Origin of the sequence: Chelativorans composti, assembly GCF_039541695.1 — a bacterium.
Taxonomy (GTDB): domain Bacteria; phylum Pseudomonadota; class Alphaproteobacteria; order Rhizobiales; family Rhizobiaceae; genus Chelativorans; species Chelativorans composti.
Map to the genome: position 1 here is coordinate 127,811 of NZ_BAABGS010000020.1, position 12,114 is coordinate 139,924.

Annotated in this window: 11 protein-coding genes; 2 read left to right on the forward strand and 9 right to left on the reverse strand. The window is 64.0% G+C overall.

Annotation, left to right across the window (positions count from 1 at the left end; genetic code table 11):
- Window positions 1-104: 104 nt before the first annotated feature.
- The gene (gene lpdA / locus ABD906_RS08045; protein WP_345098986.1) at window positions 105-1,517 is read left to right on the forward strand and encodes a dihydrolipoyl dehydrogenase; all 1,413 of its coding nucleotides are present in this window, start codon (window positions 105-107) and stop codon (window positions 1,515-1,517) included.
- A gap of 809 nt (window positions 1,518-2,326) precedes the next feature.
- On the opposite strand, the gene ABD906_RS08050 is transcribed toward lpdA, so the two are convergent.
- From ABD906_RS08050 to ABD906_RS08090, 9 genes are all read right to left on the reverse strand, one after another.
- The gene (locus tag ABD906_RS08050; RefSeq protein WP_345098987.1) at window positions 2,327-3,268 is read right to left on the reverse strand and encodes a TraB/GumN family protein; all 942 of its coding nucleotides are present in this window, start codon (window positions 3,266-3,268) and stop codon (window positions 2,327-2,329) included.
- Window positions 3,269-3,347: 79 nt separating this feature from the next.
- Complete coding sequence (locus ABD906_RS08055; protein ID WP_345098988.1) at window positions 3,348-4,289, reverse strand: tyrosine recombinase XerC; 942 nt, start codon at window positions 4,287-4,289, stop codon at window positions 3,348-3,350.
- A 263-nt stretch (window positions 4,290-4,552) separates the two neighbouring features.
- A complete protein-coding gene (locus tag ABD906_RS08060) occupies window positions 4,553-6,361 on the reverse strand; it encodes an ABC-F family ATP-binding cassette domain-containing protein (RefSeq protein WP_345098989.1) in 1,809 nt (602 codons plus the stop codon).
- A 1-nt stretch (window position 6,362) separates the two neighbouring features.
- Window positions 6,363-7,013 (reverse strand): thiamine diphosphokinase, encoded by a 651-nt coding sequence (locus ABD906_RS08065; protein WP_345098990.1) that lies wholly within the window; start codon window positions 7,011-7,013, stop codon window positions 6,363-6,365.
- 58 nt (window positions 7,014-7,071) lie between these two features.
- Complete coding sequence (locus ABD906_RS08070) at window positions 7,072-8,298, reverse strand: argininosuccinate synthase (protein ID WP_345098991.1); 1,227 nt, start codon at window positions 8,296-8,298, stop codon at window positions 7,072-7,074.
- Window positions 8,299-8,462: 164 nt separating this feature from the next.
- Window positions 8,463-8,966, reverse strand: coding sequence for an invasion associated locus B family protein (locus ABD906_RS08075; RefSeq protein WP_345098992.1), 504 nt, complete (start codon window positions 8,964-8,966; stop codon window positions 8,463-8,465).
- A 386-nt stretch (window positions 8,967-9,352) separates the two neighbouring features.
- Window positions 9,353-9,736, reverse strand: a complete 384-nt coding sequence (locus tag ABD906_RS08080; protein WP_345098993.1) for a YkvA family protein — start codon at window positions 9,734-9,736, stop codon at window positions 9,353-9,355.
- A 110-nt stretch (window positions 9,737-9,846) separates the two neighbouring features.
- Entirely contained in the window at window positions 9,847-10,449 is a 603-nt protein-coding gene (gene thpR / locus ABD906_RS08085) for an RNA 2',3'-cyclic phosphodiesterase (protein ID WP_345098994.1), read from the reverse strand.
- Window positions 10,450-10,624: 175 nt separating this feature from the next.
- Window positions 10,625-11,239, reverse strand: coding sequence for an arylesterase (locus tag ABD906_RS08090; RefSeq protein ID WP_345098995.1), 615 nt, complete (start codon window positions 11,237-11,239; stop codon window positions 10,625-10,627).
- Between the two features lie 118 nt (window positions 11,240-11,357).
- On the opposite strand from ABD906_RS08090, the gene ABD906_RS08095 reads away from it, so the two are divergent.
- Window positions 11,358-12,059: an ABC transporter ATP-binding protein gene (locus tag ABD906_RS08095; RefSeq protein ID WP_345098996.1), complete on the forward strand. Its 702-nt coding sequence runs from the start codon at window positions 11,358-11,360 to the stop codon at window positions 12,057-12,059.
- Window positions 12,060-12,114 lie beyond the last annotated feature (55 nt).

Sequence of the window (12,114 nt, forward strand, 5' to 3'; positions counted from 1 at the left end):
GGAACCGCGATCCAATGAAGCAGGGCAGTCTGGTGTCCCTATGGACCTGAACCGCCCAGATTGAACGGCAGCCTGCGTGCTGCATCTGAACAGGCAGGATAGACATGCCAGCGCAATTCGACGTTGTTGTAATTGGAACCGGCCCTGGCGGCTACGTTTGCGCCATCAAGGCCGCACAACTCGGCCTGAAGACGGCGGTCGTGGAGAAGCTGCCCAATCATGGCGGCACCTGCGTCAATGTCGGCTGCATCCCCTCCAAGGCGCTTCTCCACGCTACGGAAATGTACGCAGAGGCGCAGCACAACTTCGCCAAGCTCGGCATCGAGGTGAGCGGCGTCTCCGTCAGCCTCGAGAAGCTGATGGCGCACAAGGCCCAGACGGTCGAGCAGAACGTCAAGGGCCTCGACTTCCTGATGAAGAAGAACAAGATCGAGGTGTTCCGCGGCACGGGCCGGATTGCCGGCGCAGGAAAGGTCGTCGTGACGGCGGCGGACGGCTCCGAACAGACGGTCGAGACGAAGAACATCGTCATCGCCACCGGCTCGGAAGTGGCGGGTATTCCGGGCGTCAACGTCGAGTTCGACGAAAAAGCCATCGTCACTTCCACCGGCGCGCTGTCGCTTGAGAAGGTTCCCGGCAAGCTGGTCGTGGTCGGCGGCGGCGTGATCGGCCTGGAGCTTGGCTCGGTCTGGGCGCGGCTCGGCGCCGAGGTGACCGTTGTCGAGTACCTCGACACGATCCTCGGCGGCATGGACGGCGAGATCGCCAAGCAGTTCCAGCGACTGCTCACCAAGCAGGGCTTCACCTTCAAGCTTGGAGCGAAGGTAACGGCCGTGCAGCGTACCGGGAACGGCGCGTCAGTGACGTTCGAGCCGGTCAAGGGCGGCAAGGCCGAGACGATCGAGGCTGATGTCGTGCTGGTCGCAACCGGCCGCAAGCCCTATACCAAGGGCCTCGGCCTCGAAGAGGCGGGCATCGAGGTGGACGAGCGCGGCCGTGTGAAGGTTGACAGGCATCTGCGCACCAACGTTCCGGGCGTCTACGCAATCGGCGATGTGGTCGCCGGCCCGATGCTGGCGCACAAGGCCGAAGAGGAAGGCGTAGCTGTTGCGGAGATCATTGCCGGCCAGGCAGGTCACGTGAACTACGATGTCATTCCCGGCGTCGTCTACACGAGCCCGGAGGTCGCTGCCGTCGGCAAGACCGAAGAGGAACTCAAGAAGGCCGGCATCGAGTACAACGTCGGCAAGTTCCCGTTCAGCGCCAACGGCCGCGCCCGCTCCATGCTGCAGACCGAGGGGCTGGTGAAGGTTCTTGCGGACAAGAAGACCGACCGGGTGCTGGGCGTCCACATCCTCGGCTTCGGCGCGGGCGAAATGATCCACGAGGCGGCCGTGCTGATGGAGTTCGGCGGCTCATCGGAGGACCTGGCGCGCACCTGCCACGCGCATCCGACCATGTCGGAGGCGGTGAAGGAAGCCGCGCTCGCCACCTTCTTCAAGCCGATTCACAGCTGATCGCACTTCGCGGGGCTATTGGCGCCAGGCGGGTTCGAGCAGGACGCTTCTTCTTCCGGCACGGGCATTCCAGACGAAAATGGCCGCGAAATTGCGGCCATTTTCATTCGTGCTCGCGCTATCTCCGAGTCCCTGGCCCCTGCCCTGCGCTTCTTGAGGGGTGGAGAACCAGAAGGCAACATGCCCGTCACCTCGTCCTTCGGGAAGTTCAGGATGAGGTGACGGGAGCCGCGACTGGGCGTCTTGAAGCTTACACGCTTGCGCTACTGTGCAGGCGCTGCCGGGCTGCCATCCGCCGGAGCATCGGGCGCCGTGTCGGTATCTGGTATCGTCGGTGAGTCGATATCCGGCTCAGACGGAACATTCGTATCCGGAACCGTCGGTGACGGCGCGGGTGTGGCGTCAGGCGCTGCCGGTGCCGGTGTTGCCGGAGTGGTATCGGGGGCCGGAGCGGCAGGCGCAGTGTCTGTCGGAGCGGTGTCGGTGGCCGGAGGCTCAGGTGCCGTGGTCTCGGGCGATACGGTTGACTGCGCCGGGGGTGTATCGCGGTCTGAGAACATCGCGGTGCCGCCGAACACCAGGAACAGTATCACCAGAATGGCTGCTACGACTGCAGCAATGACCAGGGATCCGCTTCCGCCGGAGCGCACGGTCTGGTTGTTCACTGGCCGCGGTTGGACGCCTGGCGGATCACGGGGATCGCGCGGTGGCTCGCGTGTGGGATCTAGATTCGTCATCGGCCGGGTCTCCATTCATCATGGCGCTTAACGCGGCACTGATGCAGAGAGTTCCGTTATAGGCCAACAACGTTATTCAGACGCCGGTTTCACCCGCCAGCCTGCCTGGCGCAGCAATTCCACCACGCCCTCCTCGCCCGGAAGGTGCAAAGCGCCCACTGCAATGAAGGCTCCGCCGCGCTCCAGATGTTCCTGCGCCCGCTCGGCCATGACATGGTTGCGCATACGCACGATGCGGTTCTCGAAGCGCGTGAAATCCTCCAGATCCTGGGGGTCATGCGGCACGAGTTGCAGCAGCGCCTCAGTGAACATGCCCGTCTCGCCCCGGAGATAAAGGCCGACCAGCGTTTCCATCATGTCGTCGGTGCTTTCGTCGAGCGCGGCCGTACTCAGCAGCACACGGACCTGCGTCTCGAGCGGAAAGGAATTCAGCGCCTCGAACTGCTCTGAAATGGTCTCCAGACCGACGACGCGCTTGCCCGACTCCCTCGCCCTTTCGGCAAGCACCACGTCCAGAACCTTTTCGCCGCGGATGCGACGGCCCGTTTCGCATGAGGCTTCCCCTGCCATGGACAGGATCAGCCAGGGCCGCATGCGGATGACGGTCTGATAGGGCACCCCCTTTTCCTTGAGCCAGTCGCGGAGTTCCGCCCGCTCGCCCTCGCTCAGATAGTCGTCAAGCGTCTTGCCGGGAGGAAGCATTGTCAGGTCGGGATTGCCTGCAACGGCCTTCATCACCTCCGCCGGTTCCAGAATGCCCGTGGTTTCTATGGCAAGCGTCTCCGCCGTCTCGAAGGCATCCGCCACTGGCCTCGGAATGTCGAGGATCCGGCCGTCGCTCAGGTGCATCGTGCCGAACAGCCAGGAGACCTTCACCCCCTCACGCTCGATCCTCCAGAGCAGCCCCCGCCCGTTGGGAACAGCGTCCGCAGCCGCGCGAATGCGCGCGTATTTCTCCGGATCCCTTTGCTCGAGTCCCGCCATCAGATCGGTACCGCAGGACTGCTCTGACATCTCAGCCCATGCGGGCTGGACTGCCTGAAGTCCGGCCAGGCCAAGGAACAGCAAGCCCAGGAGATATATGACTGATATATCAGATCCGCGGATGCGCACGCTCATAGATCTCCAGCAAGCGGGACATGTCGACGGCCGTATAGACCTGTGTGGTGGAAAGGCTCGAATGGCCGAGCAGTTTCTGGATGGCGCGCAGGTCGCCGCCGCGCGCCAGCAGATGCGTGGCGAAGGAATGGCGCAGCGCATGCGGCGTCGCCGTATCCGGCAGATTAAGAGCCGAGCGCATCTTCTTCATTTCACGCTGGATGATGGCTGACTGCAGCGGGCCGCCACGGGCACCGCGGAAGAGCGGCGCCTCGGGCGAGATATGCCAGGGGCAAAGCCGCAGATATTCATCGACAGCTTCAGCCACCACCGGAAGCACCGGCACGACACGGGTCTTGCCACCCTTGCCGGTGACGCGCAGCGCGCCCTCGCGAATGGCGGCGACGTCCTCTCCCTTCAGGCCCAGCGCCTCGCCGATGCGCAGGCCGCAGCCATAGAGCAGCACGAGCACCGCGGCATTGCGCGCGGCAATCCACGGCTCCTCGGCAAGTTGGCCGTCGCCGGAGGTGACGCGCCTGGCATCCTCGGCGGTCAAAGGCTTGGGAAGGCCGCGCGGCGCCTTGGGCGCGCGCATGGCGCCGGCGCCCGCGGCGTTGGCGAGCCCGCGGCGTTCGAGAAACTTCAGAAAAGAGCGGATGCCGGCCAGTGAACGGCCAAGGGAGCGCGCGCCGGCGCCCGCGTTCCTGCGCCAGGCGAGAAAGCTGCGGAGATCAGCGGGACGCAGTTCCGCGACGTCGACAAGACCGGGCGCACCGCCGCAGTGTCCGGTCAGGAACTGGAAGAACTGGCGGGTATCGCGCTCGTAGGCTTCGAGCGTGTTCTTCGCCAGTCGCCGCTCATTCCGCAGCGCCGAGAGCCACTCCGCCCGCGCCTTCTGGAGATCAGGCCGTGCCGAAACCAGAAATTCTTCCGCCATTCACAGTGACCTTTCAATGATCGGGTCACTGTGATTGAAGCAAGTTAGAAAGCCGTGAATGTGGCGGACACGAACCCCCTGCGGGACGCCGAAAAAGTAAAGGGCGAGACGCAACAAGGACACGGCCTCATCGGGGAGCCTGTCGCAAGACGATGCTGGTTCCGTTCCTCCCGGCCGCCCCGCAAGCAGCCTGGCTCGGCGTTGAGTTTCTCCCCTCATGGCTCGACGGGTTCACCATGAGGGGAAGGAAGCGGAAGGGCCGGTCACGCGCCCTCGATTTCCTCACGCAGCATTTCGAGCTCCAGCCACTCCTCCTCCATCTTCGACAGGGAGGCGCGAAGCTCCTCGAGCTCGGCAGTCATGCGCTGGAACGCCTGGAAATCGCGCGAGTAAAGCGAGGGATCAGAGAGCTTCTGCTCCAGCTCCGCAATCTTCTTCGTGGCTTCCTCGATCTTGCCGGGCAGCGTCTCGAGCGCGAACTTCTGCTTGTAGGAAAGCTTGCGGGAGGACTGGCGCGGGGCTTCCTGCGCGGGCCTGGCCGACTTTTCCTCCTGGGGCCTCGCCTTGCGGCGCTCCAGCTCCCTGCCCTTGCGCTGGGCCAGCATGTCGGAATAGCCACCGACATATTCCAGCCAGACGCCATTGCCTTCCGGCGCGATGGTGCTCGTCACCGTGCGGTCGAGAAAGTCGCGGTCGTGGCTCACCAGCAGCACGGTGCCAGGGAAATCCTGGATCAGCTCCTGCAACAGGTCCAGCGTTTCCATATCGAGGTCGTTCGTCGGCTCGTCCAGGACGAGGAAGTTGGCCGGACGCGACAGCAGGCGGGCAAGGACCAGGCGCGCCTTCTCACCACCCGAAAGCTCGCGCACCGGAGTGCGGGCCTGCTCGGGTTTGAAAAGGAAGTCCTTCATGTAGGAGACGACGTGACGCTCCTCGCCGTTGACGACGACAGTTTCGCCGCGGCCGTCGGTGAGGAAGTGGGCCAGCGTCTCATTCGGATCAAGCGCGGCGCGGTTCTGGTCCAGCGTGGCGATCTGAAGATTCGTGCCAAGGCGGACCGTGCCACTGTCGGGCTCGAGCACACCGGTCAGCATCTTCAGCAGCGTCGTCTTGCCTGCGCCGTTGGGGCCGACAAGGCCGATGCGGTCGCCGCGCTGGACGCGGATCGAGAAGTCCTTGACCACCACGCGGTCGCCGAAGGACTTGGAGATGTTCTTCGCCTCCAAAACCAGCTTGCCGGAGACGGCGGAATCGCTCGCCGCCATGGTGGCCACGCCCTCGGCGCCGCGATAGCTGCGCTGCTTCGCGCGCAGCTCATGAAGCTGCGCAAGGCGGCGGACGTTGCGCTTGCGTCGGGCCGTCACGCCGTAGCGCAGCCAGTGCTCCTCGCGGGCGATCTGGCGGGCGAGTTTCTCCTGCTCGCGCTCCTCTTCCTCAAGCACCTTGTCGCGCCAGTCCTCGAAATGGGCAAAGCCCTTGTCGAGCCGCCGGGTGATGCCACGGTCAAGCCAGACGGTGGTGCGGCTGATGCGCTCGAGGAAACGGCGGTCGTGGGAAATCATCACCAACGCGGAGGACGAGCGCTGCAGCTCGTCTTCCAGCCATTCGATGGCGGCGATGTCCAGGTGGTTGGTCGGCTCGTCGAGCAGCAGCAGGTCCGGCTGCGGGGCCAGCACTCTGGCGAGCGCGGCGCGGCGGGCCTCGCCGCCAGACAGCGACTCCGGGGTTTCGTCGCCGGTCAGGCCCAGATGGTCGAGCACCATCGCGACGCGATTGATGTCATCGGCGGGCCCGAGACCCGCCTCGACATAGGCGCGGACGGTCCGGTGGCCCTGCCAGTCCGGCGCCTGCGGCAGATAGCGGACAGTTGCTGTCGGCTGGCGGAAGATCTCGCCCTCCTGCGGCTCGACCAGACCGGCGGCGATCTTGAGCAGCGTCGACTTGCCGGAGCCGTTGCGGCCCACCAGTGCGATGCGGTCGCCGAGGCTCACGGTCAGGGAAGCGCCGGAGAGCAGCGGCGTACCGCCGAAGGTCAGATGGATGTTGTCCAGGTTGAGAATGGGCGGAGCCACATCAAACCTCGTGATTTGCCGGATCCAGAGTGACGAGAAGCAGTGCCCTGCCCTGCTTCACCGAAATTTTCAACTCGCCCTGCACCTCGTTGGAGATCGTGAGGGACGACCCGAACGGCACCTCGACCGATCTGAGCGGCCAGCGCGCGCCCTCGATGGTGAGGCCCGACAAGCCCGAAAAGGGCAGAACGGAAAAGAGCGTGCCATCGGGATAATCGAAGGAATGCACTTCGCCGCAGCGTAAGGGCCGGCCGACCTCGCGACCGCTCGTCAGCACCACGCCCAGACCCTGCTCGGCGTAGCGGATCGCCTGCGAGAAATGGAGCATGACCTGATCGTGCCGCGGTCCGCCGAAAGCGCCGACGAGAACAAGCGAGGTGGCGCCGCGTTCAATCGCGGCATGGATCGCGATCTCACCGTCGGTCTTGTCCTTCTCGCGCGGGAAGACCTGGCGCGGAATGTCCCGATAGGTTTCCAAAAGGTCCTCGGTGACGGAGTCGAAGTCGCCCAGCCAGAGTTCGGGCGTGACACCAAGGGCAGCCGCATGGCGCATGCCGGAGTCGGCGGCAATCACCCGCGCTCCGGCGATTTCCGCTTCCAGTTCGGGCGTGCGCGTAACCGCGCCGCCAAGCAGAATGGCGAAACGGCTCATTCAGGCAGCCCCAAGCTTAACGGGGAGCCGGACAGACCGGCTCCCGAATGTTCAATGCTCAACCGAAGCGACGGCGGCGTGCAGCAAGCGTGCGCAGACGCAGGGCGTTCAGGCGGATGAAGCCTTCCGCATCCTTCTGGTCATAGGCGCCGCGGTCATCCTCGAAGGTCACCAGCGCATCCGAGTAGAGCGACTTGTCGGAGCGGCGGCCGGTGACAATGACGTTGCCCTTGTAGAGGAGCAGGCGAACCTCGCCCTCCACGTCCTCCTGGCTCTTGTCGATCAGGGCCTGGAGCATCTCGCGCTCCGGCGAGAACCAGAAGCCGTTATAGATCAGCTCGGCATAACGCGGCATCAGCTCGTCCTTGAGGTGAGCGGCGCCACGGTCGAGCGTGATCGACTCGATCGCGCGATGGGCCTGCAGCAGGATCGTGCCGCCCGGGGTCTCGTAGACGCCGCGGGACTTCATGCCCACGAAGCGGTTCTCGACGAGATCGACGCGGCCGATGCCATTGTCGCGGCCAAGGTCGTTGAGGCGTGCGAGAAGCGTGGCCGGCGACAGTTCCTCGCCGTTCAGGGACACGGCATCGCCACGGCGGAAGCCAATGGTGATCTCAGTCGGCTCATCAGGCGCGGCCATCGGAGAAACGGTACGCTGATGGACGTACTCCGGCGGCTGGATCCACGGATCCTCAAGAACCTTGCCCTCGGAGGAGGAGTGCAGGAGGTTCGCGTCAACGGAGAACGGAGCCTCGCCCTGCTTATCCTTCGGAACAGGGATCTGGTGCTCGCGGGCGAAGTTCAGCAGGTCCGTGCGGGACTTGAAGGACCACTCGCGCCAGGGGGCGATGACCTTGATGTCGGGGTTCAGCGCGTAAGCGGAGAGCTCGAAGCGGACCTGGTCGTTACCCTTGCCGGTGGCGCCGTGGGCGATGGCGTCAGCGCCGGTTTCCTCGGCGATCTCGATCAGGCGCTTGGCGATCAGCGGACGCGCGATCGAGGTGCCGAGCAGATAGACGCCCTCGTACAGCGCATTGGCGCGGAACATCGGGAAGACGAAGTCGCGGACGAACTCCTCGCGCAGGTCGTCGATGTAGATTTCCTTGATGCCGAGCATCTCCGCCTTCTTGCGGGCCGGCTCAAGCTCTTCTCCCTGGCCGAGATCGGCGGTGAAGGTCACGACCTCCGCGCCGAGTTCGGTCTGGAGCCACTTCAGAATGATGGAGGTGTCGAGGCCGCCGGAATAGGCCAGAACGACCTTCTTTACGTCTTTGTGCTTGGACATAGTCTTTTCCAGTGTCGATGGCCGGAAATGGCCGGCGCTGCTGCGTGGGAACTTTTAGCAGGAATAGACAAAGGGGCAAGCGCCGCGCGCCGCCCCCGGCAATGAAAATATGCCCAACGACCGTCGCGGACGCGCAGGAAGCTCCGGCGTCGCGACGGATGCGATCAGCGGCAGTTCTGAATGGCGTTCAGGGACGCGGTCACACCGCTCAGAGAGAAGGTGTAGTTCGTCGGATTGCCACGGCCGGACACCGCGGAGACCTTCATTTCGGAGCCCCTGCGCATGGCGTCGATGACGGCCGGCTCGTCGTTGACATTCTCCAGCCAGGCCGACTTGCCTTCCGTAAACAGCACGAACTTCTTGTCGCCATCGACAGTGAGGTTCACCTTGGAGCCCTGCTGCATGTTGTAGGCGGTCTGGAACTGGATCTCGAAGGTGTTGGGCCGGCCAGCCTTCGGGCTGATGAAGAAGAAGATGTCACCGTGATCGAGCGTTTCAGGCAGCTTCTGCGTCGGCATGCTCATCGCATAGCAGACTTTGCCAGAGCTCGAGTTGTAGCTGTAGATGCCCCACGCGCCGTTCTTCCCCATCGCGGTTGCCTGCGCAAAAGCGGGAGCTGCCGTTGCAACCACGGAAAGGACTACCAAAGACGAAAGAATTCCACGCATCGACCTGACCTGTATCCTGTCTGCCATACGCATTGAAGCATGCCAGCGAGTGTGTCTGATTTGCTTCAACTGTATTTATTTTGGGTTACCAAATCGCTTAAGCGTTGATTTTTCTGCGGACGGGATAGGATGCCGCACCCCATTCAGCGCACGAGCACACGCCCATAACGAGCTTGAACGAAGGAAAAAGGCAAGAGTTTGACCTCCGTCCAATAGAAATCAGCTCGCGGGATCCGGCATGGCCGTCACGGCCGAACCAATCCGAATGTCCGCTGCGATGGAAGACACCACAAGCTGAAAGAGCCAGCCGGCAAGGCCGGGGGTTGGCGCACGACGGGCCAGCGCCGCGCCTGCCCGGAAGACGCCGCGGGCGGAGAAGCTCGCGCTTATGCTCTCTGCTTTTCGTTGGTCATGAGGGCATTGCGAGCGGCAAGGCGATGGGCAGGGCGGATATGGGCCTTCACCGCCGTCAGGGCGGTGAGCAGGACTGTCACGTCGTCGGTGAAGCCGAAGCCCGCCAGGAAGTCGGGCACGATATCCACGGGCATGACAAAATAGGCAAGCGCGGCGAACAGAATACCACGAACCCTGGGCGGCGTGTCCGGATCAATGGCGCAGTAGAAGCCGGCGACCAGATCCTCGGCAAAAGGGATCTGCCCGGCGGCACGCCGCAGGGTGCGCCAGAACTTGCGCCGGACGGTCTCCTCGCGGCGTCGGCCTTCACTGCCACCGACCGGCTGGAGGATTTCACCGATTTTCACTTCGTCCATAATTGATCATCTCCCGGGCCCAACGGGTCCATTGCATGTGGGGACCGGCGGGAAGCGATTCAAGACTTTGCCAGATGTGGCGGGACCGCAAGGCGGCCCGCCCCGGGATTTCAACGGCCAGCCTGGAAGACGCGGCCCACCTCCGGCAAATCCTCGTCCTCCGTCCCGACCTCGCCGCCGCGCAGCAACGGCCACGCCTCTTCGACGATGTAGGGACCGCCTCCCACCGATTCGCGCGACGACATCAGGACGAAGCGCGGTACCTGGAAGGGCAGCGCGGAGAAGTTGCCGCGCGTGGAGAGGTAATGCGCGACCTGGTCCGGGCTCACGTTCTTGAGGCGGGCAATGGTCACGTGTGGCGTGAATTTGCGCGGATCGGCCGGCAGGCCAAGGCGCTGGCAGATCCGCTCGATCTCGGCCTGCAGGGCGAACAGATCCGGGCATGGCGCGACCCCGGCCCAGAGCGAGTGAGGTTTCTTGCCGCCAAAAGCGCCCACGCCCGACAGGGTGAGAGAGAAGGCCGGACGGCGGACTCGGTCGAGGGCGCTGGCGATCTCGTCGGCGACATGGCCTTCCACGTCACCGATGAAGCGGAGCGTCAGATGATAGTTCTCGACGTCGATCCACGTCGCCCCGGGCAGACCTCCCCTCAGCAGGGAAAGCGACAAGGTCGCCTCTCGGGGGATCTCGAGGGCTGTGAAAAGTCGCGGCATGGCAACCTCCTCGAATCGGAAATATCAGGCCCGCCTCGGTGTCCGCGTCAGGTTTTTTTTCATGTTCCTGCAGGGCCATGGCCCCTTTAGCGGTAACGCCAGATTGTGACACCTGCCTGGCAATAAGCGAATCACCGAACCGGCTGCGGGGCAAGCGGTTTGTTACGTTGTCCCATCACATGGTCTTTCCGCCCCTGGCGACAAGGGGCTCGATGACGGGCAGCACGGTTTCCACCATCCGCTCCACGCCCTTCGCGTTCGGGTGCATGCCGTCAGCCAGCTGAAGTTCCGGCTCGGCGGCCACGCCTTCCAGAAAGAACGGAACGAATGGCAGGCCATGTTTCTCGGCCAGACGCGGATAGATGGCGTTGAAGCGGGCAGCGTAGTCCTCGCCCAGGTTGGGAGCGGCATACATGCCCACGAGCAGAATGCCGATGTTCCGCTCCTTCAGGCGCTGGATCATCTTCTCGAGGTTCTGCTCCGTGGCCTCCGGCATTATGCCGCGCAGCATGTCATTTGCGCCCAGCTCCAGGATCACGAGGTCGGTGCCATCCGGCACGGACCAGTCGAGGCGCGAGAGGCCGCCGCTGGTGGTGTCACCCGAGACGCCGGCGTTGGTCACTGCCACCTCGTAGCCACGTTCGCGCAGCGCCCGTTCCAGCTGTTCGGGGAAGCCGGCGCCGGTCTCCAGCTGATAGCCGGCCATCAAGCTGTCACCAAAACCGACGATCTGGAAGGCTTCAGCGCGCGCGAAAGGAGTCGCGGCCCAGAGCGCAAGGGCGGCAAACATCAAAATCTTCGTGAACCAGGAGACTTTCCCGTCAAAAATGCGCAAAACTTTACTGGCCATGCAACCTGCACCATATGCTGGAAACCGCACACCTCTCTCCATACAGGAATCCGACCCGATGAAAACACACGTCATTGAACTGAAAAACGTGTCCCTGCGGCTTGGCGAGGGCGCGTCCTCCGTTCAAGTCCTGAGAGGTGTAACCCTGCAGGTGGAACGTGGCCATTCGACGGCGATCGTGGGGCCATCCGGGTCGGGCAAGTCCACACTGCTGATGGTGATGGCGGGCCTGGAACGGATCGATTCCGGCGAGGTGTGGATCGCAGGACAGCGGACCGACCAGCTGTCGGAGGACGCCATGGCCTCCTTTCGCGGCAGGACGATCGGCATCGTGTTCCAGTCGTTCCACCTCATCCCCAACATGACGGCGCTGGAAAATGTGGCCGTGCCGCTGGAGCTGGCCGGCCATCCGGATCCGTTCTCCGTCGCCGAACAGGAACTCGCGGCCGTCGGGCTCAAGGACCGCGTGACACACTATCCCGGGGAACTTTCCGGCGGCGAGCAGCAGCGCGTGGCGATCGCGCGGGCGCTGGCGCCGCAGCCGGCGATCATCATTGCCGACGAGCCCACCGGCAATCTGGACCAAACGACCGGGCGGCAGATTGCCGATCTGCTGTTCTCAACCGCAGCCGAGCGGGGGACGACGCTGGTGCTGGTGACGCACGACCCGGCGCTTGCCGCACGCTGCGACCGGCAGGTGACGATGCGCTCCGGACAAATCATCGATGCCCCCTCCCCGGCAACGGCCAACGGTGAGTGACGGGCATGCTGCAGAAGACCCCCATATTCCCATCCGCCACCGAGCCCACCAGGGG

Bases quoted from the DNA above. Each gene is read 5' to 3' on its own strand.
- lpdA (WP_345098986.1), top strand. From the start codon at position 105: ATGCCAGCGCAATTCGACGTTGTTGTAATTGGAACCGGCCCTGGCGGC.
- ABD906_RS08050 (WP_345098987.1), bottom strand. From the start codon at position 3,268: ATGTCAGAGCAGTCCTGCGGTACCGATCTGATGGCGGGACTCGAGCAA.
- ABD906_RS08055 (WP_345098988.1), bottom strand. From the start codon at position 4,289: ATGGCGGAAGAATTTCTGGTTTCGGCACGGCCTGATCTCCAGAAGGCG.
- ABD906_RS08065 (WP_345098990.1), bottom strand. From the start codon at position 7,013: ATGAGCCGTTTCGCCATTCTGCTTGGCGGCGCGGTTACGCGCACGCCC.
- ABD906_RS08070 (WP_345098991.1), bottom strand. From the start codon at position 8,298: ATGTCCAAGCACAAAGACGTAAAGAAGGTCGTTCTGGCCTATTCCGGC.
- ABD906_RS08075 (WP_345098992.1), bottom strand. From the start codon at position 8,966: ATGCGTGGAATTCTTTCGTCTTTGGTAGTCCTTTCCGTGGTTGCAACG.
- ABD906_RS08080 (WP_345098993.1), bottom strand. From the start codon at position 9,736: ATGGACGAAGTGAAAATCGGTGAAATCCTCCAGCCGGTCGGTGGCAGT.
- thpR (WP_345098994.1), bottom strand. From the start codon at position 10,449: ATGCCGCGACTTTTCACAGCCCTCGAGATCCCCCGAGAGGCGACCTTG.
- ABD906_RS08090 (WP_345098995.1), bottom strand. From the start codon at position 11,239: ATGTTTGCCGCCCTTGCGCTCTGGGCCGCGACTCCTTTCGCGCGCGCT.
- ABD906_RS08095 (WP_345098996.1), top strand. From the start codon at position 11,358: ATGAAAACACACGTCATTGAACTGAAAAACGTGTCCCTGCGGCTTGGC.